General features: G+C 73.4%; 24 protein-coding genes. 13 read left to right on the top strand and 11 right to left on the bottom strand.

Going from position 1 to position 22,222, the window contains the following annotated elements; genetic code table 11:
• Window positions 1–48 precede the first annotated feature (48 nt).
• Together FB476_RS15810 and FB476_RS15805 are read left to right on the top strand one after the other, a co-directional pair.
• On the top strand, window positions 49–1,182 hold the full coding sequence (locus FB476_RS15810; RefSeq protein ID WP_141821176.1) for an LLM class flavin-dependent oxidoreductase: 1,134 nt from the start codon (window positions 49–51) through the stop codon (window positions 1,180–1,182).
• Window positions 1,183–1,276: 94 nt separating this feature from the next.
• Window positions 1,277–1,942: an FMN reductase gene (locus tag FB476_RS15805; protein ID WP_141821175.1), complete on the top strand. Its 666-nt coding sequence runs from the start codon at window positions 1,277–1,279 to the stop codon at window positions 1,940–1,942.
• Between the two features lie 3 nt (window positions 1,943–1,945).
• Here FB476_RS15805 and FB476_RS15800 read toward each other — a convergent pair whose 3' ends face one another.
• Window positions 1,946–3,592 carry a D-glucuronyl C5-epimerase family protein gene (locus tag FB476_RS15800; RefSeq protein ID WP_141821174.1) on the bottom strand — a complete coding sequence of 549 codons (1,647 nt, stop codon included), beginning with the start codon at window positions 3,590–3,592 and terminating at the stop codon, window positions 1,946–1,948.
• A gap of 62 nt (window positions 3,593–3,654) precedes the next feature.
• On the opposite strand from FB476_RS15800, the gene FB476_RS15795 reads away from it, so the two are divergent.
• The gene (locus FB476_RS15795; protein WP_141821173.1) at window positions 3,655–4,101 is read left to right on the top strand and encodes an NUDIX hydrolase; all 447 of its coding nucleotides are present in this window, start codon (window positions 3,655–3,657) and stop codon (window positions 4,099–4,101) included.
• A gap of 1 nt (window position 4,102) precedes the next feature.
• Here FB476_RS15795 and FB476_RS15790 read toward each other — a convergent pair whose 3' ends face one another.
• Window positions 4,103–4,468 (bottom strand): hypothetical protein, encoded by a 366-nt coding sequence (locus FB476_RS15790; protein ID WP_141821172.1) that lies wholly within the window; start codon window positions 4,466–4,468, stop codon window positions 4,103–4,105.
• A gap of 71 nt (window positions 4,469–4,539) precedes the next feature.
• Here FB476_RS15790 and FB476_RS15785 point away from each other — a divergent pair, with 71 nt between their 5' ends.
• Complete coding sequence (locus tag FB476_RS15785) at window positions 4,540–5,253, top strand: matrixin family metalloprotease (protein ID WP_141821171.1); 714 nt, start codon at window positions 4,540–4,542, stop codon at window positions 5,251–5,253.
• Window positions 5,254–5,288: 35 nt separating this feature from the next.
• Here FB476_RS15785 and FB476_RS15780 read toward each other — a convergent pair whose 3' ends face one another.
• A complete protein-coding gene (locus FB476_RS15780; RefSeq protein ID WP_141821169.1) occupies window positions 5,289–5,906 on the bottom strand; it encodes a hypothetical protein in 618 nt (205 codons plus the stop codon).
• A 121-nt stretch (window positions 5,907–6,027) separates the two neighbouring features.
• Between FB476_RS15780 and FB476_RS15775 the strand changes: the two genes are divergently transcribed.
• Window positions 6,028–6,825 carry a PIG-L deacetylase family protein gene (locus tag FB476_RS15775; RefSeq protein WP_141821167.1) on the top strand — a complete coding sequence of 266 codons (798 nt, stop codon included), beginning with the start codon at window positions 6,028–6,030 and terminating at the stop codon, window positions 6,823–6,825.
• Window positions 6,826–6,850: 25 nt separating this feature from the next.
• On the opposite strand, the gene FB476_RS15770 is transcribed toward FB476_RS15775, so the two are convergent.
• The 4 genes from FB476_RS15770 to FB476_RS15755 form a co-directional block, all read right to left on the bottom strand.
• Window positions 6,851–7,609 (bottom strand): amino acid ABC transporter ATP-binding protein, encoded by a 759-nt coding sequence (locus FB476_RS15770; protein WP_141821165.1) that lies wholly within the window; start codon window positions 7,607–7,609, stop codon window positions 6,851–6,853.
• The gene (locus FB476_RS15765) at window positions 7,606–8,319 is read right to left on the bottom strand and encodes an amino acid ABC transporter permease (protein ID WP_141821163.1); all 714 of its coding nucleotides are present in this window, start codon (window positions 8,317–8,319) and stop codon (window positions 7,606–7,608) included. Before FB476_RS15765 ends, FB476_RS15770 begins: the two co-directional genes overlap by 4 nt.
• Before the next feature lie 9 nt (window positions 8,320–8,328).
• Entirely contained in the window at window positions 8,329–9,183 is an 855-nt protein-coding gene (locus FB476_RS15760; protein ID WP_141821161.1) for a transporter substrate-binding domain-containing protein, read from the bottom strand.
• 184 nt (window positions 9,184–9,367) lie between these two features.
• On the bottom strand, window positions 9,368–10,405 hold the full coding sequence (locus FB476_RS15755; protein WP_141821158.1) for a saccharopine dehydrogenase: 1,038 nt from the start codon (window positions 10,403–10,405) through the stop codon (window positions 9,368–9,370).
• A 47-nt stretch (window positions 10,406–10,452) separates the two neighbouring features.
• Here FB476_RS15755 and FB476_RS15750 point away from each other — a divergent pair, with 47 nt between their 5' ends.
• Window positions 10,453–11,511: a zinc metalloprotease gene (locus FB476_RS15750; RefSeq protein ID WP_141821156.1), complete on the top strand. Its 1,059-nt coding sequence runs from the start codon at window positions 10,453–10,455 to the stop codon at window positions 11,509–11,511.
• A gap of 31 nt (window positions 11,512–11,542) precedes the next feature.
• Here FB476_RS15750 and FB476_RS15745 read toward each other — a convergent pair whose 3' ends face one another.
• On the bottom strand, window positions 11,543–12,694 hold the full coding sequence (locus FB476_RS15745) for a MalY/PatB family protein (RefSeq protein ID WP_141821154.1): 1,152 nt from the start codon (window positions 12,692–12,694) through the stop codon (window positions 11,543–11,545).
• A 44-nt stretch (window positions 12,695–12,738) separates the two neighbouring features.
• On the opposite strand from FB476_RS15745, the gene FB476_RS15740 reads away from it, so the two are divergent.
• Window positions 12,739–13,350, top strand: a complete 612-nt coding sequence (locus tag FB476_RS15740) for a hypothetical protein (RefSeq protein ID WP_141821152.1) — start codon at window positions 12,739–12,741, stop codon at window positions 13,348–13,350.
• Between the two features lie 33 nt (window positions 13,351–13,383).
• Here FB476_RS15740 and FB476_RS15735 read toward each other — a convergent pair whose 3' ends face one another.
• Window positions 13,384–14,388, bottom strand: a complete 1,005-nt coding sequence (locus tag FB476_RS15735; RefSeq protein ID WP_141821150.1) for an aldo/keto reductase family protein — start codon at window positions 14,386–14,388, stop codon at window positions 13,384–13,386.
• A 59-nt stretch (window positions 14,389–14,447) separates the two neighbouring features.
• On the opposite strand from FB476_RS15735, the gene FB476_RS15730 reads away from it, so the two are divergent.
• The 4 genes from FB476_RS15730 (at window position 14,448) to FB476_RS15715 (ending at window position 17,832) form a co-directional block, all read left to right on the top strand.
• Window positions 14,448–15,050 (top strand): LiaF domain-containing protein, encoded by a 603-nt coding sequence (locus FB476_RS15730; RefSeq protein ID WP_141821148.1) that lies wholly within the window; start codon window positions 14,448–14,450, stop codon window positions 15,048–15,050.
• Between the two features lie 219 nt (window positions 15,051–15,269).
• Window positions 15,270–16,052 (top strand): endonuclease/exonuclease/phosphatase family protein, encoded by a 783-nt coding sequence (locus FB476_RS15725; protein WP_141821146.1) that lies wholly within the window; start codon window positions 15,270–15,272, stop codon window positions 16,050–16,052.
• 122 nt (window positions 16,053–16,174) lie between these two features.
• Complete coding sequence (locus tag FB476_RS15720) at window positions 16,175–17,038, top strand: SDR family oxidoreductase (protein ID WP_141821144.1); 864 nt, start codon at window positions 16,175–16,177, stop codon at window positions 17,036–17,038.
• Window positions 17,039–17,169: 131 nt separating this feature from the next.
• Window positions 17,170–17,832 carry a DUF5701 family protein gene (locus FB476_RS15715; protein WP_238329834.1) on the top strand — a complete coding sequence of 221 codons (663 nt, stop codon included), beginning with the start codon at window positions 17,170–17,172 and terminating at the stop codon, window positions 17,830–17,832.
• Window positions 17,833–18,009: 177 nt separating this feature from the next.
• Here the strand turns inward: FB476_RS15715 and FB476_RS15710 are convergent, their stop codons facing one another.
• Both FB476_RS15710 and FB476_RS15705 read right to left on the bottom strand, forming a co-directional pair.
• The gene (locus FB476_RS15710) at window positions 18,010–19,014 is read right to left on the bottom strand and encodes a sigma-70 family RNA polymerase sigma factor (RefSeq protein ID WP_141821142.1); all 1,005 of its coding nucleotides are present in this window, start codon (window positions 19,012–19,014) and stop codon (window positions 18,010–18,012) included.
• Window positions 19,011–19,499, bottom strand: coding sequence for a VOC family protein (locus FB476_RS15705; RefSeq protein ID WP_202877060.1), 489 nt, complete (start codon window positions 19,497–19,499; stop codon window positions 19,011–19,013). The genes FB476_RS15710 and FB476_RS15705 overlap by 4 nt, the downstream gene beginning before the upstream one ends.
• A 153-nt stretch (window positions 19,500–19,652) precedes the next feature.
• On the opposite strand from FB476_RS15705, the gene FB476_RS15700 reads away from it, so the two are divergent.
• Together FB476_RS15700 and FB476_RS15695 are read left to right on the top strand one after the other, a co-directional pair.
• Complete coding sequence (locus tag FB476_RS15700; protein WP_141821140.1) at window positions 19,653–20,108, top strand: MarR family winged helix-turn-helix transcriptional regulator; 456 nt, start codon at window positions 19,653–19,655, stop codon at window positions 20,106–20,108.
• Window positions 20,105–22,192, top strand: a complete 2,088-nt coding sequence (locus FB476_RS15695; RefSeq protein ID WP_141821138.1) for an MDR family MFS transporter — start codon at window positions 20,105–20,107, stop codon at window positions 22,190–22,192. The genes FB476_RS15700 and FB476_RS15695 overlap by 4 nt, the downstream gene beginning before the upstream one ends.
• Window positions 22,193–22,222: the final 30 nt, after the last annotated feature.

Here is a 22,222-nt window from a genome sequence, read left to right as displayed (position 1 = left end):
CTCCTGTTAGTAAAGTTGACATATCAACTACCCAAGAAGGTGAGCCCCATGCAGTTCGGTGTCTTCAGCGTCGGCGACGTCACGCCCGACCCCACCACCGGACGCACGCCCAGCGAGGGCGAGCGGATCGAGGCGATGACCCGCATCGCCCTCAAGGCCGAGGAGGTCGGGCTCGACGTCTTCGCCACCGGCGAGCACCACAACCCGCCCTTCGTCCCGTCCGCGCCGACGACGCACCTCGCGTTCATCGCCGCGCAGACCGAGCGCATCGTGCTCTCGACGTCGACCACCCTGATCACCACCACCGACCCGGTGCGGATCGCGGAGGACTACGCCTTCCTGCAGCACCTCGCCCAGGGCCGCGTCGACCTCATGATGGGCCGCGGCAACACCGGCCCGGTCTACCCGTGGTTCGGCAAGGACATCCGCCAGGGCATCCCGCTCGCGGTCGAGAACTACCACCTGCTGCGCCGCCTGTGGCGCGAGGAGGTCGTCAACTGGCAGGGCAAGTTCCGCACGCCGCTGCAGGGCTTCACCTCCACGCCGCGCCCGCTGGACGGCACCCCGCCGTTCGTGTGGCACGGCTCGATCCGCTCGACCGAGATCGCCGAGCAGGCCGCCTACTACGGCGACGGCTTCTTCCACAACAACATCTTCTGGAACATGGAGCACACCGCGCAGATGGTGAAGCTCTACCGGCGCCGCTTCGAGCACTACCGTCACGGCAGCGCCGACCAGGCGATCGTGGGTCTGGGTGGCCAGGTGTTCATGGCCGGCACGGAGGCCGAGGCCAAGCGGTTCTTCCGGCCCTACTTCGACAACGCCCCGGTCTACGGCCACGGCCCGAGCCTGGAGGAGTTCACCCGGGCCACGCCGCTGACCGTCGGCACGCCCGAGATGGTCATCGAGCGCACGCTGGGCTTCGCCGACGCCGTGGGCGACTACCAGCGCCAGCTCTTCCTCATGGACCACGCCGGTCTGCCGACCGAGGTCGTGCTGGAGCAGCTGGAGATCCTGGGCCGCGAGGTCGTGCCGGTGCTGCGCCGCGAGTTCGAGGCGCGCCGCCCGAGCCACGTCCCGAGCGACCCGCCCACGCACGCCAGCCTGGTCGCCGCCGGTCCCGACGCGCCGCACCACCTGGTCGCGCCGGTCCGGGCCGCGGAGACCGTCGTCACCTCCTGAGCCGTCGGGTGCCGGCCGGGCCGTCCCGGCCGGCACCCCGGCCCTCACTCCACCCCGTCGCACCGCACACCCGATCCCCGAGGGAGCTCACGTCGTGTCCCGCCGCATCGTCGTCATCACTGCCGGACTGTCGCGTCCGTCGTCCACCCGCCTCCTGGCCGACCGCATCGCCGAGGCGGTCGCCGCGCAGGTCGGCGCCCGCGGCGAGAGCGTCGAGACCGAGGTGATCGAGCTGCGCGAGCTGGCCTCCGACCTGGTGACCACCCTCACCACCGGTGGCCTGCCCACCCCGGCCGTGCGTCGCGCCCGCGAGCTGGTCAGCTCGGCCGACGGCGTCGTCGCGGTGACGCCCGTCTTCGCCGCGAGCTACGCCGGCCTGTTCAAGCTGTTCATCGACGTGCTCGACCCCGACTCGCTCACCGGCACGCCGGTCCTCGTCGCCGCCACCGCCGGCACCGCGCGCCACCAGCTGGTCCTCGACCACGCGCTGCGCCCGCTCTTCAGCTATCTGCGCGCCGTGGTGGTGCCGACCGGGGTCTTCGCCGCGACCGAGGACTTCGGCGGCGGCGAGGCCGACGCCCTCACCGCCCGCGTGACGCGCGCCGCGTCCGAGCTCGCGGCGCTGGTCGTCGCCGAGCGCGGAGCGGTCGCGGGCTTCGTCCCGGGCGCCGAGGACCTGCGCCCGCGCCGCCGCTCCGGCAACGACCTCGACGAGGACGTCCCCGACTTCGAGACGCTGCTGGGCGGCCTCGGGCAGTAGCCCTCAGCCCTCGCCCGGCGCAGGGTCGCGCCACATCCTGACCTCGGGCTGCAGCGGGAGCCACCAGCCCTCGAGCTCTCCGCCGGAGAGGTGGTAGGACGGCCGCCCTGCGGTGTAGGCGGACCGGTCGCTCGGATGGCGCACCCCCGGCTCGAGCGTGACCAGGCGCGAGTCGATCTCGTCGCCCTCCTCGTCGTAGCGGTAGACCGCCACCTCGACCTCCGCCTCCACGGAGAGCTGGAGGTCGGGCGCGTAGACGTGCTCCTCGACGAGCTCCTTGACCCAGGCGCGCCCGTAGCCCTCCTCGACCCACCAGCCCTTCAGGTCCCCCTCGGCGAGCCGGATGACGTTGGGCCCGTCCGGGACCTTGCCCCGTCGGTCCCAGGCGAGCTCGACCGGTGCGTCGAGCGAGAGCTCCCGGGTCTCCTGCACGGTCATCGTGCGGTCGGAGATGTGCGCGGCCTTGTCGTCGAGCCGGTAGGCCGCCGTGGTGCGCGGCGTCAGCACGGCCGTGCCCTCGCTCGCGCGCCAGACCGGGAAGTCGGACCGGTAGTCCTGCGCGTGCTGGGCCCAGACGGGATCGTGCGACATCCGGTAGATCATCAGGAACTGCTCCTGGTGGTACCGGTGGTAGGTGTGGGCCAGCTGCCCCTGCCAGATCGAGTAGCGGCTCGCCCACCCGGGGTTGCGGAAGTCCCGGCCCGCCGTCTGCTCCAGGGTGTGCAGCGCGCCGCGCCACAGGCTCTCGGCATCGGCATGGTCGTAGCCGTTCATCATCCAGTAGTCCCAGATGCCGTACATCGACCACATGTGCCCGTTGAGGACCCGCTCGCTGGTCATGACCGGATAGCGGGAGTACTCCTCCAGCCACAGGCGGCCGTCGTCGTCGACGAACGAGCTGAAGTAGCCCTCCCCGTCGGGGGCCTGCAGGAAGGCGGCGAAGGTGCGGTCGGCCGCGTCGCGCCAGCGTTGCTCGCCGGTGATCTCGTGGAGCCGGACGAAGGTCGAGAGCGCCTGGCCCGAGGCCATGCCGGAGGCCCAGGGGGGCGTCAGCACGCCCCGGCCGTTGCGGTGCAGGTCGAACTCGAAGTCGTAGGGGAAGTACCACGCGCCGTCGATCTCGTGGCGGCGGTCGACGATGCGCTGGGCGTTCTTCTCGGCCATCTCCAGGTAGGCCCGCTCGCCCGTCAGCCGGTAGGACTCCATCAGCTTCAGGGCGTACTGCGCCTGGGCGACCGGATGGTCGTAGGTCTGGCCGTCCCAGGTGGCGACGAAGACGCGGACGCCCTCCTCGTCGACGTCGCCGGTCCCCAGCTCGGTGATCACGCCGTCCTGGTAGGGCCGCAGCCCGTCGGGGATCGGCTGCGGCTCGCGCTCCGACGCCGTGTAGCCGGCGATCCGCTCGCGCGGGGCGTCGACCGGCCTGGGCGTCCTGGTCTCGGCTGACGCCGAGGGCGACGGCTCCTGGGTGGCCGGGGCGGTCTCCGCCGCCGTCTCCCGGGACGCCGTCGACGGGTCCTGCCCCCGGTCGCCGAGCAGCGCGGCGGTCCCGGTGGCACCGGCCGCGAGCAGCACCGCGGCCGTGCCGGTCGCCAGCACGCGCCGGCGCCGCATCACGCGCGCCCGCGCCTCCGCCCTGGTCCCTGCCACCGCTCAATCTCACCACACGGCAGGGAGGCCGCGGGACCGCGCCGTCGGCCTACCCTGTCCCGGTGGACTACGACACCAGGGTGGGCTGCTACGCGTGGATCGAGCAGGACGGCAGGGTCCTCCTGCCGCACTGGAGCGAGACGCGGCACGACGGTCGCGTCGTCGGCGGATGGACCCTGCCCGGCGGCGGCATGGAGCTCGGCGAGACCCCGGAGGAGACCTGCCTGCGCGAGGTCCACGAGGAGACCGGTCTGAGCGTCGAGCTCGAGGGTCTGCTCGGCGTCCGCAACCACTGGATCCCGCCCGCCGACCGCCTCAGCTTCTCGCCGCAGGGCCTGTCCCTGCAGGGGCTTCAGGTCGTCTACCTCGCCCGGGTCACCGGCGGCACCCTCACCGTCGAGGTCGACGGCAGCACCGACGACGTCCGCTGGGTCGAGCTCGACCGGCTCGCGGAGCTGGACGCCGTCACCCTGGTGCACGCCGCGGCGGAGTGGGCGGCCGCCCGCTAGGTCACCGGTCGGTGCCGATCCCGGCCGCCCGGTCCAGCCGCTGCAGCAGGTCGTGCGCGGCCAGCTCGACCGCCTTGTGCCGCCACTGCGCGGCCCGGAAGACGCAGGCGATCAGCGCCGAGCGGTGCACCCGGCGGAAGTCGCCGTGGACGAAGGCGTAGCGGCCCTTGGTGCCGTCGGTGGCGCCCACCGTCAGGCCCAGGTGCCACGCGGCGTAGTCCTCCATGGGGTGCCTCTCGAGGTAGGCGTTCTCCGCGGCGGCGTCCGGCTGCCGTTCCGACCACTCGGAGTCGAGGACGTACTGCCGCGCGTCGATGAGCTCGCGGCAGCGCGCGACTCCTGCCCCGTGCACCTCGTAGGTCGCCATGGCGCCATCGTGCCGCGACCAGGGCCGGCTGTCGCCCCGCACCGGCCAGGTTCGTGGGCGACACTGTCGGGATGACCGAGGCACCACGGCGAGGGCGCTCCTGCGGCGGCGTGCTCGGCACGCTGGTCGTGGTGGGCTCCGTCATCGTGGGCACGGTCGTGCTCTCGCCCACGCTCGCCCTCACCGACCTGCGCGACGTCGTCATCGACCCGGTCGTCGGCGTCCCGGGGTCCGGCGGCGACGGCTGGACCTACATGGCCACCACCCCGCGGGGCGCCCCGATCACCTGGCCCTGCGAGGGCACCGTGCCGATCGAGGTCAACCCGCAGGGCGCTCCGGAGGGCTACGAGGGCCTCGTCGCCTCCGCGGTCTCCCGCGTCTCGGAGGCGAGCGGCTTCGCCCTCGAGGTCGTCGGCGAGACCGACGACCGGACCTATCGCGACCGGGACGCCGGCCCGGTCCTCCTCATGTGGGCCGACGAGGAGGAGGTGCCCGAGCTCGTTGGAGCCACGGCCGGCATCGGCGGCTCGACCTACGTGCAGGGTCCTGGCGGGGGCGGGCACTCCGTCGGCGGCATGGTCGTGATCGACACCGACGTGCCCGGCGGCTTCTTCCGACGCACCGACCCCGAGCCGGTCCTCGTCCACGAGCTGCTGCACGTGCTCGGCCTGGGGCACAGCGACGACCCGCGACAGCTCATGGCGCCGGAGCACTCCGGGCAGGACGACCTCGGGGAGGGCGACCTCGCCGGGCTGGCGGCGCTGCGCGAGGCCGCCTGCTCCTAGGCGCCGGCCGGATCTGGGTCGCCGCGAGACGTCCGTCAGGCCAGGTCGGCCCAGGCGTCGAGCACCCGCTGCAGCTCACCGGCGTGCCGGGGCGGCACGTAGGCGAGCGACACCCGCTGCCCGTGCCGGACCAGCGCGGGACGCAGGGTCGGCCCCGCCACGGCCTCGGCGATCTCGCGCAGCACCAGCGGGTCGACACGGTCGCCGTCGAGCCTCGGGTGGATCTCCCGCGTCACCCCGTCGAAGGTGAAGCGCAGGATCCACCGGCCCCGCGGCTGGTCGACCCCGCCGCTGACCTCCTCCAGCAGGTCCGCCGTGCCGGCGGTCCCCGCGAGGCGGCGCAGCAGGTGCGGGTAGGAGTCGGGCCCGACCACGTGCTCGAGGTCGATCGTCGTCACCCGGGGGTGGGACGTGAGGCCGTCGCCGTCGCGGCTCAGGCAGTGGAGGGCGGCCACGTAGGGGTGCCGCCGCAGCAGCAGGGCGGCGTCACGGTCGGCCTCGATGTCGGCGACCGTCACGCCCTGCGGCTCCAGCCCGAGCCGGGTGAGCGTGGCGACCTGCTCGGCCACCGAGGGGGGCGTCGGCGGGGGCACCCTGGTCGGGGGCTCCGCGCTGCCGTCGCTGCGTCGCTGGAACACTTCTGCGAGTCCCATGCCCTCAGCCTGCCACCGGGGGCCGGGCGGCACAACGGTCCGCGGCCCCGCGCGCCGGCGAGATGCGACATACCCGGTCGTGCGCGGGGCGCACCACGCCCCCGGCGGACACAATGACCCGGTGAGCACCATCGTCTTCCTCCACGCCCACCCCGACGACGAGGCGTCCCAGACCGCCGGCACGATGCGCCTGGCGGTCGACGCCGGCCACCGCGTCGTGTGCGTCTACGCGACCAACGGCGACCACGGCTCGGTGCCCGCCGACCTGGCCGAGGGCGAGACCGTCGTGGACCGCCGGCGGGCCGAGGCCGAGGCGTCCGCGCAGGTGCTCGGGACCGCGCGCGTCTCCTGGCTCGGCTACGCCGACTCGGGCATGACCGGCTGGGAGCAGAACGGCCACGAGCAGTCCTTCCACGGCGCCGACACCGAGGAGGCCGCCGGTCGGCTGGCGGCGGTCCTCGACGAGGAGGATGCCGACGTGCTCGTCGGCTACGACTGGCACGGCGGCTACGGGCACCCCGACCACGTCAAGGTGCACGCGGTCGTGCACCGGGCGGCCGAGCTCGCGGCCCGCCGTCCGCGGCTGCTCGAGGCGACGATGAACCGCGACGAGATGCGGCGGCAGTACCTCGCGGCGAAGGAGGCGGGTCTCGTGGTCGACGGGGCCGACTGGGACCCCGACGCGCCCGCCGACGACGGCAACCCCTTCGGCTCGCCGGAGGCCGAGATCCACTGGCGGGTCGACGTGCGACCGGTGATCGACGTCAAGCGCCGGGCGCTCGCGTGCCACGCCTCGCAGGAGGACGTGGGGTGGATGCTCGGCATGGGCGAGGAGGAGTTCGCGGGGGCGTTCGGCACGGAGTGGTACATCGAGCCCGGCCTGCCCGCCGGGATGACGGTCGGGCACCCGCTGGGCTGACGCCCGGCGGGTGCCCGGGACCCGTCTAGTGCTCCTGCAGCTGGGCGAGGAAGGCCTGCCCGCGCTCGCTGGTCGGCGAGTCCAGCACCTGCTCCGGGGGCCCCTGCTCGGCGATGCCGCCGTCGGCGAGGAGCACGACCCGGTCGGCCGCCCTCCGGGCGAAGCGCATCTCGTGCGTGACGACCATCATCGTCATGCCCTCCTCCGCGAGCGTGCGCATGACGTCGAGCACCTCGCCCACGAGCTCCGGGTCGAGCGCCGACGTCGGCTCGTCGAAGAGCATGACGGCCGGGTCCATGGCCAGCGCGCGGGCGATCGCGACGCGCTGCTGCTGGCCGCCGGAGAGGTTGTCGGGATACGCCTTGGCCTTGTGCGCCAGCCCGACCCGCTCAAGCAGCTCGGCGCCACGGGTGGTCGCCTCGTCCTTGGAGCGCCCCAGCACCTCGCGCTGGGCGACGGTCAGGTTGTCCATGACGGTCATGTGCGGGAAGAGGTTGAACGACTGGAAGACCATGCCGATCCGCGAGCGGAGCCGGTTGAGCCCCTTCTCGCCGTAGGAGAGCTGCTCGCCGGCGACCTCGATGGTGCCCTCGGAGATGCGCTCCAGGCCGTTGACGCAGCGCAGCAGCGTGCTCTTGCCGGCGCCCGAGGGGCCGATCAGCGTGACGACCTCGCCCTCGGCGACGTCGAGGTCGACGCCGTCGAGCACGGTCGCGCTGCCGTAGCGCTTGACGATGCCGCGCATCGAGACGAGGGGACCGCCCTGTCCGTGGGAGGTGCTCATGCGGTCCTCGCTCCTTCCTGCTCGGACTGGGGGCCCTTCGTGATGTCGGCCTCGGGCCGGCGGTGCGCGCTCAGCCGGTGCTCGAGCCAGGAGACGAGCGCGGTGAGCGCCAGGACGATCACGAGGTAGTAGATCGCCACCACGATGTAGGACGTCAGCGGCTCGTAGGTGGTCGCCGCCATGTTGCGCGAGGTCTGGAACAGCTCGGTCATCCCGATGAACGAGACGAGCGAGGAGTCCTTCACCGCGATGATGTACTGGTTGCCCAGCACCGGCAGCGTGGTGCGCAGCGCCAGCGGCGCCTGCACCCGCTTGAGCGTCTTGGCCCGCGACATGCCGAGCGACCGCGACGCCTCCACCAGACCCTTCGGCACCGCCTGGAATCCCGAGCGGATGATCTCGGCGATGTAGGCGGAGTTGTGGAAGGCCAGCGCCAGCGCCCCCGCCCAGAACGCCTCGAGGGTGACGACGGCCGTCAGGCCGAAGTAGATGATGAAGATCTGCGTGATGAGCGGCGTGCCGCGCACCAGGCCGATGTATGCCGTCGCGAGCCACCGCAGCGGACGCACCCTGCTCATGGCCATGGCGGCGACGAGCGCGCCGCCGACCATGGCCAGGACGAGCGCGGCGGCCGTCAGCCGCAGCGTGACCCAGGTGGCCTCGATGAACAGCGGTGAGTACTCCGCGAAGAGCTCGAGGAAGGTGGACACCGCCGGACCTCAGCCCTCGCTGGTGGTGGCCGAGTCGTCGGTGGAGCCGGCCCCGTCGCCCTCGAGCGAGGAGATGTCCTTGCCGAAGTACTTCTCCGAGATCTCGGCGTAGGTGCCGTTCTCCTTGATGGTCGCCAGCGCCTCGTCGAGCGCCTCGACCAGGGCGGTGTTGCCCTCCTCGACCGCGAAGGCGGGCTCCTCGGTGAAGACCGGGTCGCCGCACTCCACGAGGTCGAGCCCGGACTCCTGGATCTGGTAGAGGCCGACGTTGCGGTCGGTCATCGCGGCGTCGAGGCGGCCGGTGGCGACGTCCTGCAGGGCGGTGACGTCGGAGGTGAAGGTGCGGATCTCGCCGACCCAGTCGCCGCCGTTCTCGGTCAGCCAGTCCTGGTAGGTCGTGCCGCTGGCGACGCCGATGATCGGGGAGTCCAGCTGGCTGATGTCGGTGCAGTCGGTGCCCGGGGCGACGAAGGCCTGGGCGCCGGAGACGTAGTAGCTCTCGGTGAAGTCGACCTGCTTGTCGCGCTCCTCGGTCGGGGTCATCGAGGCGATGAGCACGTCGTAGCGGTTGGACTTCAGACCCTGGATGAGGGTGTCGAAGGCACCGGTCTGGGCGTCGACCTCCAGGCCCAGCTCCTCGGCGACGGCGACGCCGATGTCGTGGTCGAAGCCGGTGAGGGTGTTGCCCTCGAAGTAGCTGAACGGCTGGAACTCGCCGCTCATCGCCACGACGAGCGTGCCGTCGGTGTCGAGGCCGAGCGCGTTGTCGCCCGACCCTCCGTCGCCGCAGGCGGCGAGGAGCATCGTCGCGACGGCGCCGAGCGTGACGGCGGCCGCGCGGGTGCTGCGGGGGGTTCTGGACATGGGGCCTCTCCTCGGGTCGTCCTGGGGGTTGGTCTCGTGCCAACGTAGCCAGGACCGCCCGGGCTGTCGCCCCGTGACGACCCCAGGGCCGCGGTTTTGCTACGCGCGCGCGCCTTGGGCAGTGGGTCGGGACGGGGATGGACCCGTCCCGACCGTTATCGGATCGTTATCGCCCCGGTCGTGCTCAGCCGTCGTGGACGTGCCGACGGAACCACTCCAGGCTGGCGGCCCACGGGCCGGAGCGGTCGGCCAGGTCCGGCAGCAGCGGGGTCAGCTCGGCGGAGAAGCTCTCGCTGGCCTCGCGGGGCAGCAGCGAGGGCAGGTTGTCGATCGCGATGACGTCGAGCGGGTGCTCGTCGGTGCCGAAGCGGCGCACCGGCTCGTCCCACGTGGTGATCGCGGTGTTGAGCGGGATGAGGTTGGCCGCGGAGGTGACGTCGCAGGTCACGTCGCCGACCACCCGCAGCCGGCGGGGCGGGTCGACGTCCTCGGGGCGCACGAAGGGCTCCTGCCCGTCGGAGCCGGAGCTGACGACGCAGTTGACGAGGATCTCGTGGTCGAGCATCGCGGCGCGGTCGAGCTCGGCGGTGTCGGCGCGGTCCCAGCGGGTGACCGCGCAGCCCGCCACCCCCAGGGCCTCCGTGGCGCCGGTGCCGGACCGGCCGCGCGAGCCGATGACGAGGGCGCGCTCGGGGGTGCCCGGGGTGCTCTCGCGCAGCCGGGCGTCGAGGGCGTCGCGGGTCATCGGCTCCACGGGGCCGGTCAGCAGACCGCGGGCGTGCAGCACCGCGAGCGCGGCCCCGACGTAGCCGGCCCAGAAGCCGAAGGCGACGACGCGCTTGCCGCCGACCGTGAGGTACTCGACGTCGAGCAGCTCGCCCCCGCCGCGGCGGAAGCGCTCGAGCACCTCCTCGGCACCCTCCTGGCCCTTGTAGGCGTGGGCGAAGAAGACGTGCGTGTGCCGCAGGTCGGCCGGGTGGTCGGGCAGCTCCTTGATGCCGACCACGACCGCCCCGTCGGGGGCGTTCTCCCAGGAGCCGGCGGGCGCGGTGCGGCAGCCCACGGCGACGTACTCCTCGATCGGGACGACGCGCGTCGGGGACTCCTCGACGGTCACCTCGAAGCCGTCCGCGATGAGGCGCGCGGCGTCCGCGGGGACGATGGGCACGCGCTGCTCGGTGGGGCGGGCCTCGGCACGGATCCACAGATGGGGTCGGGTCATGGACCAAGGGTATGGAGTGTCGGGGCCGTGCCGCATAGTGTCCGGCCATGGGGTTGTTCGAGTCGGCCGCGAGGAAGCGGCGCGCGGCGGAGCTCGCGCGCCGGCTCGCCGAGCTCGACGAGTGGGACCGTCGCTACGGTCTCGGCGGGGCGCCGCCCGGCCACCCCGCGGCGCGCCCCGACACCGGCTGGCGCGTGCACTCGACCGACGGCCTCCCGCCGCTGCGGGCGCTCGACCCCGTCCGGCCGGTCCCGGCCCCGCGCCGCCGTCGGGGCGGCTCGACCCTGGTGGTCCTCGTCGTCGCGCTCGTCGCCGCCGTGATCGCCTTCCCGACCCAGGCCACAGAGGTGCGCTCCTGGGCCACCGCGGCCGGCCGCTCCGTGCTCGGGATGCCGGCGACGGAGAGCGCGGCCGGTGGCGGGACGCGCTGGGGCGACGGTCTCGGCGAGGTCGTGCAGCGCTGGTCCCCGCCACCCGGCGCGGGGCTGCGGGGCTGGGAGCCGCCCCGGGGCGAGCGCGTCCTCCCCACCGTCGACCCGGGCACCAGCGACGCCTACGCCTACCTCCAGACCCAGCCGGGCGGCGACGACCCGGTCGGCTTCTCCCCGTGCGGCCCGGTCGAGGTCGTCGTCAACCCCGAGGGCGCGCCCGACGGGTGGACCGAGCTGGTCCGGGGGTCCCTGGACCGCGTGGGTGCAGCCTCGGGCCTGGCGCTCGACCTCGTGGGCGAGTCCGACGAGGTCTGGTCCGAGGAGCCGCGCGAGCTGGGGTCGCCGGTGCTGGTCTCGTGGTCGGACGCCGACGCCGTGCCGCAGCTGGCCGGCCAGGCCGCCGGGCTCGGTGGCCCGACGACCGTCGAGGGCCCCGACCGCCGGGTCTGGCACGCCAGCGGCCAGGTCGTCCTGGACCGCGACGACCTCGCACGCCCCGAGCAGCACGCGGCGGTCCTCGACCACGAGCTGGCCCACGTGCTCGGGCTCGGCCACGTCGACGACATCGGCCAGCTCATGGCACCGGTCAACACCACGGGCCGCATCGGCTTCGGGCCGGGCGACCTCGCAGGCCTGGCGCGGATCGGCGCGATCGGCTGCCCCGGCGACGCCTGAGCGGCCCTCGCCCCGCGGACGGAAGGGCCCGTCAGTCCAGCGCCGACCGCATCCGGCGCACGGCCTCGGTCATCAGCTCCTCGCTGGTGCCGATGTTGAGCCGCGCGAAGCCCGCGCCGCCGGAGCCGAAGGCCGGTCCGGGCGACAGCATCACCCTGCCGCGCTCGAGGAAGACCCTGGCCGGGTCGTCGCCGAGCCCGAGCTCGCGGCAGTCGAGCCACGCCAGGTAGGACGCCGAGCCCGGTGCGTAGCGCACCTGCGGCAGCTCGCGCTCCAGCAGGTCGGCCAGCTGCGCCGTGCGCTCCTCGAGGGCGGTGCGCACCGTGTCCAGCCACTCAAGCCCGTCGGTGTAGGCGGCCTCCGCGGCGTACTGGCCCAGGATCGAGGGCGCCCAGTCGACCTCGGCGGGGATGTCGGCGGGCCAGCGACCGGGGACGGCCGTGACACCGAGGGCGAGCTTGAGGCCGGCGGTGTTCCAGGCCTTGGACGGCGAGTGCAGCGCGATGCCGACCTGGCGGGCGGCGTCGGAGACGGTCAGCCACGGCACGAAGCGCGGCCCACCCGGGTGCACGAGCGGGGCGTGGATCTCGTCGGCGACCACGACGGCGTCGTGCGCGAGCGCCAGCTCGGCCAGCGCGGCGAGGTCCTCGCGCGGGTAGACGTGGCCCAGCGGGTTGTGCGGGCTGCAGAGCAGCACGACGCGCGTGCCCTCGGCGAGCGCGTGCTCCATACCCTCCAGGTCGAGACGTCCGCCGGAGGCGACGTCGAGCATCGGCACCTCGTGCGCCTCCAGGCCGAGGGAGCGCAGCCACGGGTAGAAGGACAGGTAGACCGGCGGGTTGAGGACCACCCGGTCGCCCGGGCGGGTCAGCGAGCGCAGCACCTCCTTGACGCCGTGGCCCACGTCGGCGAAGAGCCGGGTCTGCCCGCCGGTGCCCTCCGTCTCCCAGTCCCAGACGTCGCGGGCGAAGCCGGCGAAGGCGCGCGCGACCGGCGCCGGGTCGCCCGCGTAGCCGAAGTCGGAGCGCCGCACCGCCAGCTGCAGCGCCTCCGCGATCGCGGGCGCGGTGCGCACGTCCATCTCGGCCGTCCACGCGGGGAGCACCCCGTCGGGGACGCGGCTCCACTTCGCCGAGCGGTGCTCGAGCATGTCGTCCAGGGTCAGGTCGAACGGCGCGGTCATGGGTTCAGGGTGTCAGCATGCCTGCGGCACAGCAGGATGGGGGTATGGCGTCGCGCACCTGGACCTTCACCGGCCACATCCTGGGGGTGGGCACGGCCGGGGGAGTGCGGCTGGTCGTGGGCACCTGGGACGACTCGCCGCTGGGCGCCTTCGCCGACGTCATGGTCGAGAAGGTGGACGGCCACCGGATGCTCCTGGCCCCGAGCGAGCAGGTCGCCGAGTTCGTGTCCTCGACCTACTCCTTCGACGAGACGCGGATCGAGCCGGTCTTCGTCCTGCGCACGCCCAGGCGGCTGGAGGTGCGGACGCGCTCGCTGCGGCTCGACGCCGAGCTGGGGAGGCGCACGGTGCTGGGCCGCCTGCTGCGGCTGCTGCCGCGCCCGCTGGCGGCGCACCCGGTCGTCTCGACGGTCACCGACCCGGTCGCGCGGGTGGTCCTGCCCGGCGTGCGGACCCGCGGCACCGCCGGCAACGGCCGGCGGGAGTACTACGGCGCCACCGACGTGCGCGCGGTGACCGACGCGACCGCCACCCTCGACGGGGTGCGGCTCGGGGCGCTGGCCCCGGTGGACCCTCCGACGCGCTTCGGCTTCTCCTCCACCCCGCGCACGCCGAGCCTGACGCGGGTGGTGACCACAGTCGTCGAGCCGGGCTGACCCAGGGGCCGCCCGGCCCGACGACGGAGGAGATCAGGCCACGCGGGTCTTCGGTGCGTGCTCGGCGGTCTTGCCCGGGTCGCGCTCGACGACGCCCCCGAGGACCTCGTCGATCTTGGCCATGAGGTCGGCGTCGAGCGTGACGCCCGCGGCCTTGACGTTGTCCTCGACCTGCTCGGGGCGCGAGGCGCCGACCAGGGCGGCGGCGACGTTGGGGTTCTGCAGCACCCAGGCGATGGACAGCTGCGGCATCGTCAGGCCGGCCTCCTGCGCCAGCGGCTTGAGCTCCTGCACGGCGGTGAGCACCTCGTCGCGCAGGAAGCCCTGCATGCCCCTGCCCATCTTCTCGTCGGCGGCGCGACCCTCGGTCGGCTGCTGGCCCGGCAGGTACTTGCCCGAGAGCACGCCCTGGGCCATCGGGCTCCACACGATCTGGGAGATGCCGAGCTCCTCGCAGGCCGGGACGACCTCGGGCTCGATGACCCGCCAGAGCATGGAGTACTGCGGCTGGGAGGAGATGAGCTGGAAGCCCAGCTCGGTGGCCAGCCGGTGCCCCTCGCGGATCTGGTCGGCGGTCCACTCCGAGACGCCGATGTAGAGGGCCTTGCCTTGGCGCACGATGTCGGCGAAGGCCTGCATCGTCTCCTCGAGCGGGGTCTCGGTGTCGTAGCGGTGCGCCTGGTAGAGGTCGACGTAGTCGGTCTGCAGCCGCTTGAGCGAGCCGTTGATCGACTCCATGACGTGCTTGCGCGAGAGGCCGGTGTCGTTCTTGCCGCCCGGGCCGGTCGGCCAGTAGACCTTGGTGAAGATCTCCAGGCTCTCGCGGCGCTCGCCCTTGAGGGCCTCGCCGAGCACCGTCTCGGCGCGGGTGTTGGCGTAGACGTCGGCGGTGTCGAAGCTCGACACCCCCGCGTCGAGGGCGGCCCGCACGCACCGGTGCGCGACCTCGTTCTCCACCTGGGACCCGTGGGTCAACCAGTTGCCGTAGGTGATCTCGCTGATCTTCAGTCCGCTGTTGCCGAGGTGTCGAAACTCCATCCCGCAACAGTAGGTCGGGCCCCGCACGCCGTGGCGGCCGGGCGGTTACGGTGGGAGGTATGACGAACCAGCCCGGTGGACAGCAGGGTCCGGAGTGGGCCGGCCCCAGCGAGCTCGGCTACCCGACGGAGCCGACGCCGCCCCCGCCGCCGCTGCCCACGCCCGGCAGCGCCGGGACGGGCACCGGCATGCCCGAGGTGGTGCCGCTCGCCGGCGAGGTGCTGCCGCCCTACCGCGCGGGTGCCGCCCAGCCGCCGGCCCGGATCGAGAAGACCGACCCGCTCGTCGCCTTCCTCGGCGACATCGTGCGCACCGGTCGCTGGCAGGCCGCCCGCAAGACCAACGCGCTGCAGCTCATGGGCGACCTCAAGCTCGACCTGCGCGAGGTCATCCAGCCGGGCGAGACGCTCGAGGTCGAGACCTGGTCGCTCATGGGCGACGTCAAGATCGTCGTGCCGCCGGGCACCGAGGTGGTCGTCAGCGGCGGCACGCTGCTCGGCGACGTCAAGACCGAGACCGACCCGCGTCACCAGACGGCGCCCACCGGCGCGCGGCTGGTCGTGCGCGGCTACACGCTCATGGGCGACGTCATCGTGCGCGAGATGGGCCCCGACGCCGGAAAGCCGCCGCGCGGCTGGCGCTGGGTGTCGCCGAAGCACTGACCCTCCGCGGCGTCGCGGTCGAGCCACAGCGGCACGACCGCGAGGAGGCCGAAGAGCGCGATGCCGGCGAGGACGGCGAGGTCGAGCAGGAGCTGGAAGATCGTCATGCCCCTACCGTCGTCCCGACCACCCGCGCCGCGGATCCACCCGGGGTCTGCACCTGCGGGTGGGCACGTCATACCGGGGGCGCGGTCGGCGCGCCCTGCGTAGCATCCGGGCATGCCGGTGCGCTCCCTGCTCGCCCTCAACGTCGCCGCGCCGACGCGCGAGCGGGCGCGCGGGGTCCTCGAGCTGCTGTGGCCCGACGAGGACGACGTCTGGGTGCTCACCGAGACCTCGGGTGGGGAGGGGACCCGGCTGCTCGCGCAGGTATGCCGTGCCGCCGGGCATGGCGTGCACGTCACCGACCGGGCCTCGGCCGGGGGCCGGGGGGTCATGGTCGTGACGCGACGGCCGGACCTGGTCGCGGAGGTCGAGGAGCTGCCGGGGCCGTCCGTGCTGCCGGGACGGGTGCTGCCGCTGCGCGTGACCGACGGGGGTGGTGAGGTGCTGCGGGTGCTCGGCGTCTACGGGGCTGCCAGCGACCCGGTCCGCTACTCCTCGGCCACGCAGCGGCGGCGGAAGCGGGAGTGGCTGGCGGCCCTCGACGCGTGGCTGCCGGCCTGGCGTTCGGTGGATCCTGACGCGCCGGGCGTCGTGGTCGGGGACCTCAATCTCGTCGACCCGCTGCACGACGACCCGCTCCCGCACGTCCTGCTCGAGGAGACGGAGCTGCTGGCCGGGCTGGAGGGGCGGCACGGCCTGGTCGACGCCTTCCGGCTCCGGCACCCGGCCTCGACCGAGGTCAGCTGGGTCGACCACAGCGGGGTCGGCTGCCGCTACGACCACGCCTTCGTCACACCCGACCTGGTGCCGCGCGTCGTGGCCTGCGACCTGCACCAGGCTCCGCGCGAGGCCGGGCTGACCGACCACGCGGCGCTGCGGCTGGTGCTCGAGGGCTGAGCGACGCGCCGGTGGCGTCGCCCTGGGCGTCGGTCCAGCGGGCGGGCGGCTTCGGCGCGCGGGCCGTGCGGACACTCCATACCGTCGAGAGGGACCCCGCACCCCGACCGCAGGAGCTCGCCATGTCCCGTCCCGACCTGACCTCGATCCCGGCCCAGGAGCAGACGTGGCCGGGCACCGTCGCCGAGCTCGACCCGGCGCCCGACCACGGCGAGGAGTCGTGGACCGGGCGCGACCGGCTGACCGGGAAGCGCGCGCTCATCACGGGCGGTGACTCGGGCATCGGCCGGGCGGTGGCGCTGACCTTCGCCAAGGAGGGCGCCTCCGTCGCCGTCGCGCACCTTCCCGAGGAGGCCGAGGACGCGCAGCGCACCAAGGAACTGGTCGAGGAGGCGGGCGGCAGCTGCACGCTCTTCCCCGTCGACCTGCGCGGCTACGACGCCAACCGGCAGCTCGCGCAGGACGCGGTCGCGGCGCTCGGCGGGCTCGACGTCCTCGTCGCCAACGCGGCCTACCAGATGACCCACGACCACCTCGAGGAGTTCCCGCCGGAGCAGGTCGAGCGCACCTTCGCGACCAACGTCTTCTCGCCCTTCTGGCTGGTGCGCGAGCTGGCCGGGGAGCTGGAGAAGAGCGGCGGCTGCGTCGTCGTCACCACCTCGGTCCAGGCCTACTCGCCCTCGGACCACCTGCTCGACTACGCCGCGACCAAGGCGGCGCTCAACAACCTCGTCGTCAACCTCGCCGCCGAGCTCGGCCCGCGCGGCGTCCGGGTCAACGCGGTCGCGCCCGGCCCGATCTGGACCCCGCTCATCCCGTCCACCATGGCGCCCGACAAGGTCGAGGGCTTCGGCTCCGACGTGCCGCTCGGGCGGGCCGGGCACCCGGTCGAGGTCGCGGCGGCCTACGTCTTCCTCGCCTCCGACGAGGCGAGCTACGTCTCGGGCACGGTGCTCGGGGTGACGGGCGGCAAGCCGGTCTTCTGAGGCGGGCGGGTAGGCGCCGGCGTTCGGTGTCGACCCCGGGGTCGTCGGCAGCGGCCCGGTGGCCCGGTACCCGGTGGGAATGCTCCGCCAGGTCGCAGCGTTGTGACGGCCCCCACGACAGGAGGACACCGATGCCCGCTTCCCTGCCCGCCGATCCCACTTCCTCGCCCGCCGACGTCACCGGCTCGACCGGTCCGGCCGCGGGGCCCCCGCCGCTCGCCGAGCAGCACGCCCGCCTTGTCGGGCTCGGCCTCGACGTGCCGCCGCTGCCGGACGGGCTCGCGGGCGACCTCCTCGTCGTCTCCCCGCGGCTGGTCCCGCTGGCCGAGCTCGTGCCGCTGCTCCGGCTCGGCGACAAGCCCGGTTTCGTCGTCGAGGATCTGACCGACCTGGCGGAGTTCGGCCCGGTCGAGGGCGTCGACGTGCCCGACGCCGACCTCTACGCGGTGATCGACCCGCAGCGCGGCGACGAGTACGCCAACCGCAGCCCGAACGACGTCGACCCCGAGATCGCCGCCCGTGGCCGCAGCCGGATGACCGCGGCCGAGGGCGTGGCCTGGGCCCTGCAGGTGCCCGAGGTGCTCGAGCGCAACCGGTGCTTCATGACGACCGGCTCGCGCAGGCCCGGCCGTCGCCCCGGCACGCTCGACAGCCGCGTCCCCGCGCTCTGGATCAGCAACGGCACCGGCCGCGACGGCCGCGACCGCAGGGGAGCCCCCAAGCTCGGCTGGTGCTGGGCCGGCAATCACCACACCTGGCTCGGGATCGCGTCCGTGGCCGGCCGCGCCGGCTGACGGCAGACCTCTCGGTGAGTGCGTTCGGCAGCTGAGGACGTCAGGCCCGGATCACGACCGCTGCGAGTGCACCGCATACGTCGACGATCTCCACTTCTTAGGATCTGGCGACACAACCGGTGCACTCGCAGGGAAGGCATGGAGCGGCCCGGCCGCCCCCCGCACGTCACCAACCTGTCAGCGCCGGACCTCCGCCGGCAGCCCCGCCTGGGCGAACGCCTCCTCGGAGAAGAAGCCCACGACCGACGTCACGACCCCGTCGACGATGTCGAGCACGACGAGCTGGAAGGGGCGGTGGACGCCGTCCTCGCCGCGGAAGTACATCCCCGCCGCGGGCTGGCCGTTGGAGACCGTCGGCAGCATGAGCAGGTCGCGCGGTCCCGAGGCCGGGCACTGCGTCGAGATGAGGTCGGCGATCGCCTGGCGGCCCAGGTAGTAGCGGTCGAAGGGCGGCATCTGCCACTGCGCCTGGTCGGCCATCACCGCGACGACCGCGGGCACGTCATACCTCTCCAAGGCCTCGCAGAAGGCGGCGAAGACCGCCCGCTCGTCCTCGGTGAGCTCGTGCACCCGGCGGCCGGCGCGGCTGACCCCGTCGCCGAGCGTCGCGCGGGCGCGCTGGAGCGCGGAGTTGGCGGCGGCGACCGAGCAGCCCAGCGCCTCGGCGGTCTCGGCCGCGGAGAGCTGGAGCACGTCGCGCAGCACGAGGGCGGCGCGCTGGCGCGGCGGCAGGTCCTGCAGCGCCGCGACGACCGCGAGCTGCACGCCCTCGCTGGCGACGGCCGCGTCGGCCGGGTCCGGCTGCGCCTCGCCCCAGACCAGCCGGTCGGGCAGCGGCTCGAGCCAGTCGCGGGAGCGGTCCTCCACGACCGGGACGCGCGGGTCGCCGGGGGGCTGGCCGAGCCCGCTCGGCAGCGGCCGCCTCGACTGCCGCTTGAGCGCGGTCAGGCAGGTGTTGGTGGCGATCGTGTACATCCAGGTGCGCACCGAGGAGCGGCCCTCGAAGGAGTGGAAGGCCTTCCAGGCACGCAGGTAGGTCTCCTGCACCATGTCCTCCGCCTCGCCCGCGGAGCCCAGCATCCGGTAGCAGTGCGCGAGCAGCTCGCCGCGCAGCGGCGCGGTCAGCTCCTCGAACGTGCCGTCGGTCGCGGCGGTGGTGGTGGGGTGCTCGGCGACGGTCATCGCATCTCCTCATCGAGTCGGGGCACGACCCCTCCGGCTCTCGTGCCGTTCTCCACCCTCGCACCGGCCCCGTCCGCCGCGCCACCCCTGAGGGGGTCGGGATCCATCCACATCACCTCCCAGACGTGGCCGTCGAGGTCGCTGTAGGAGCGCCCGTAGAGAAAGCCCAGGTCCGAACGCCGCACGTCCCGGCCGCCGGCGAGCACCGCGCGGTCGACGAGCGCGTCGACCTGCTCCCGCGAGTCGGCGGTCAGGCATAGCACCGACTCCACCGCCCCGGGCGGCGCGGTCGGCTGGTCGTGGAAGCCCGCGAAGAGGTCGGCCCGCAGCAGCATGGCGAAGTGCGCCGGCCCCAGCCGCAGGCACAGCGACTCCCCGTCGCAGAAGTCCTCGTCGAAGCGGTAGCCGAGCTGGGTGAAGAACGCCCGGCTGCGGGCCAGGTCGGCGACGGGGAGGTTGACGAACAGCAGCTGGTGCTGGGGCACGGTGGCGGGTCCTCTCGAGCTCTGCGACGCGTCACCCCGGGAGCCCGGGAGCGCCGTCACGAGGTCCGACCCGGACCCGTCCGGAAAGTCATCGGGAGCCCCACGACCGATGGGGGAAGAGAACCACCCGGACGAGCGTATGATGTTTGTATCATGCAACTATCTGACCAGCTGACGCGGGCGCTCGCCTCGATCGCGCGCGTCGTCAACGACTTCCAGGGGGAGGAGCTCTCCCGCTCCGACTACCTCGTCCTGGCGCGGCTCACGGCCCCCGGTGCGGAGGCCGAGCCCGTCCGCTCGCGCGACCTCGCCCGGGCCGAGGGCCTGGACCCGTCGACGATGAGCCGACGCCTCGGCTCCCTCGTCGAGCGCGGGCTCATCGCCCGCGAGCCCGACCCGGCCGACGGCCGGGCCTTCCTCGTCACCCCCACCGAGGCCGGTCGGGCCGCCGTCGAGCGCGAGCGCGCGCGGCGCGTGGCCCTCGTGACCGACGCCCTCGACGGCTGGGACGAGGCCGACCGCCTCGCCCTCGCCCGCCTTCTCTCCCAGCTGACCGACTCCCTCGAGGCCCGCTGGGCTGCCGAACGTTCCCGGAGGACCACCGCTTGAGCACCGCCACAACCACCGAACCCGCCCCCTACAGCCTGTCGCCCGAGCACCGGCGCGTCTTCGTCGGCCTCATGCTCGGCATGTTCGTCGCCTCGATCAGCCAGGGCATCGTCGGCCCGGCCATGCCGCGGATCGTCGCCGAGCTCGGCGGCATGGACCACTACAGCTGGGTCGCCACCGCCGCGATGCTCGTCTCGGCGATCGTCGTGCCGATCGTCGGCAAGCTCTCCGACATCTTCGGCCGCCGCGAGTTCTACCTCGGTGGGCTCGTCGTCTTCATGATCGGCTCGATCATCTCGGGCCTGGCGCCCAACTTCTGGACGCTCGTCCTGGGCCGCGCCGTGCAGGGCCTCGGCATGGGCACGCTCATGCCGCTGTCGCAGACGATCATCGGCGACATCATCCCGGCGCGTCAGCGCGGCAAGTACCAGGGCCTGATGGGCGCCGTCTTCGGCGTCACCTCGGTCGCCGGCCCGATCGCCGGCGGCTGGATCACCGACAACTTCGGCTGGCGCTGGCTGTTCTTCGCCGCGCTGCCGGTCGGCGTCATCGCGCTCTTCATCATCGCCCGCTTCCTGCACCTCGACCAGGTCGCCACCAGCGGCAAGATCGACGTCCTCGGCATCGTCACGCTGACCCCCGCCCTCGTCGCGCTGCTGCTCGCCTTCTCCTTCGGCGGCGTTACCTACGCCTGGGACTCGCCGCTGATCATCGGCCTGCTCGTGGGCGGCACGATCCTGCTGGGGCTCTTCGTCGCCGTCGAGCTGCGCGCCGAGAACCCGTTGCTGCCCCTCGGCCTCTTCCGCAACAGCATCTTCACCTGGGCCAACATCGCCTCCTTCGGCCTGGCCATGGTGATGTTCGGTTCGATCATCTACATCCCGGTCTTCGCCCAGGGCGTCATCGGCGTCGGCGCGACCGAGTCCGGCATCATCCTCATGCCGATGATGGTCGGGATGATCGTCATCGGCATCGTCGCGGGCTTCCTGGTCACCAAGACCGGCCGCTACAAGGAGCTGATGCTCCTCGGCGTCGCGATCCTCGCCGTCGGCCTGTGGATGCTCACCCGCCTCGGCGTCGACTCCTCCGGCTGGCAGCTCACCTCGGCGATCGCCGTCATGGGTGTCGGTCTGGGCCTGTCGATGCAGCAGTACACGCTCGTCGTGCAGAACGCCGTCTCCCGCGCCGACCTGGGCGTCGGCACCGCCGCGCTGCAGTTCTTCCGCAACGTCGGCAACACCATCGGCATCGCGGTCTTCGGCTCGGTCATGACCTCCGGCATGGCGCAGGCCATCGCCTCCTACCTCCCGCCGGAGATGCTGGAGGGTGCGGGCGCCGACGCGCTCGGCGACCTGGGCGCGGGCGCCGCGCTCGACCCGTCCGCGACCGCCGGCCTCCCGCCGGAGGTGCTGGTCGCCGTCCGCTCCGGCCTGGCCGACCAGCTGCACAGCGTGTTCATGCTCGGCCTGCCGATCCTGGCCGTGGTCTTCCTCGCCACCCTGGCGATCCGCGCCATCCCGCTGCGCGACACCGTCCACACCCCGGACGAGGCCCAGCGCGAGTACCTCGACACCATGGCGCAGAGCGCCCCGTCGGAGAACTACACGCCCGGCCTGCGCCAGGGTGACATCGGCGCCCGCACCCGCGAGCGCGTCCTGGGCATGGAGCTCTCCCTCCTCGCCGCCCAGGCCGGTCGGCCGGAGCGCCCGCTCCTCACGCGGGCCGTCACCGAGCTGGGCGACGGCGACCTCGAGCGGGGCGTCGCCCTCCTCGAGCAGGCCGCGCTCACGCTCACCAGCGACGACGACGAGGAGATCGCCCGCGCCGAGCGGTATGCCGTGGAGCTGGGACGTCGTGCGGCCGGCCCCGGCGGTCTGCTGAGCGAGGCCCTGCGCCAGGACCTCGCGGTCACGGTCGCCCAGCGCGCTCCCTCCGAGGTGCTGACCAGGATCGAGCCCTCGGTCGCCGAGCGACACGCGGCGGTCGACGTCTCGCAGGTCCGGCAGGCCGCCAACGAGCTGGCGGCCGTGCTGCTCGTCGACGTCGTGCCGCACGCGGCCAGCGGGTCCGCCGACCGGCACTGACGGCATACCCCCCCCCGCCCGGACGAGGTG

The organism is Ornithinimicrobium humiphilum, assembly GCF_006716885.1.
GTDB classification, from domain to species: Bacteria; Actinomycetota; Actinomycetes; order Actinomycetales; family Dermatophilaceae; genus Ornithinicoccus; species Ornithinicoccus humiphilus.
The sequence above is the reverse complement of the archived record's forward strand: the minus strand, read 5'-3'. Positions and strand labels throughout refer to the sequence as shown.

Coding starts and splice junctions, on each gene's coding strand:
- FB476_RS15770 (WP_141821165.1), bottom strand. CDS start 7,609: ATGAGCACCTCCCACGGACAGGGCGGTCCCCTCGTCTCGATGCGCGGC.
- FB476_RS15760 (WP_141821161.1), bottom strand. CDS start 9,183: ATGTCCAGAACCCCCCGCAGCACCCGCGCGGCCGCCGTCACGCTCGGC.
- FB476_RS15745 (WP_141821154.1), bottom strand. CDS start 12,694: ATGACCGCGCCGTTCGACCTGACCCTGGACGACATGCTCGAGCACCGC.
- FB476_RS15730 (WP_141821148.1), top strand. CDS start 14,448: ATGACGAACCAGCCCGGTGGACAGCAGGGTCCGGAGTGGGCCGGCCCC.
- FB476_RS15700 (WP_141821140.1), top strand. CDS start 19,653: ATGCAACTATCTGACCAGCTGACGCGGGCGCTCGCCTCGATCGCGCGC.
- FB476_RS15750 (WP_141821156.1), top strand. CDS start 10,453: ATGGGGTTGTTCGAGTCGGCCGCGAGGAAGCGGCGCGCGGCGGAGCTC.
- FB476_RS15740 (WP_141821152.1), top strand. CDS start 12,739: ATGGCGTCGCGCACCTGGACCTTCACCGGCCACATCCTGGGGGTGGGC.
- FB476_RS15720 (WP_141821144.1), top strand. CDS start 16,175: ATGTCCCGTCCCGACCTGACCTCGATCCCGGCCCAGGAGCAGACGTGG.
- FB476_RS15780 (WP_141821169.1), bottom strand. CDS start 5,906: ATGGGACTCGCAGAAGTGTTCCAGCGACGCAGCGACGGCAGCGCGGAG.
- FB476_RS15810 (WP_141821176.1), top strand. CDS start 49: ATGCAGTTCGGTGTCTTCAGCGTCGGCGACGTCACGCCCGACCCCACC.
- FB476_RS15785 (WP_141821171.1), top strand. CDS start 4,540: ATGACCGAGGCACCACGGCGAGGGCGCTCCTGCGGCGGCGTGCTCGGC.
- FB476_RS15710 (WP_141821142.1), bottom strand. CDS start 19,014: ATGACCGTCGCCGAGCACCCCACCACCACCGCCGCGACCGACGGCACG.
- FB476_RS15755 (WP_141821158.1), bottom strand. CDS start 10,405: ATGACCCGACCCCATCTGTGGATCCGTGCCGAGGCCCGCCCCACCGAG.
- FB476_RS15790 (WP_141821172.1), bottom strand. CDS start 4,468: ATGGCGACCTACGAGGTGCACGGGGCAGGAGTCGCGCGCTGCCGCGAG.
- FB476_RS15725 (WP_141821146.1), top strand. CDS start 15,270: ATGCCGGTGCGCTCCCTGCTCGCCCTCAACGTCGCCGCGCCGACGCGC.
- FB476_RS15715 (WP_238329834.1), top strand. CDS start 17,170: ATGCCCGCTTCCCTGCCCGCCGATCCCACTTCCTCGCCCGCCGACGTC.
- FB476_RS15735 (WP_141821150.1), bottom strand. CDS start 14,388: ATGGAGTTTCGACACCTCGGCAACAGCGGACTGAAGATCAGCGAGATC.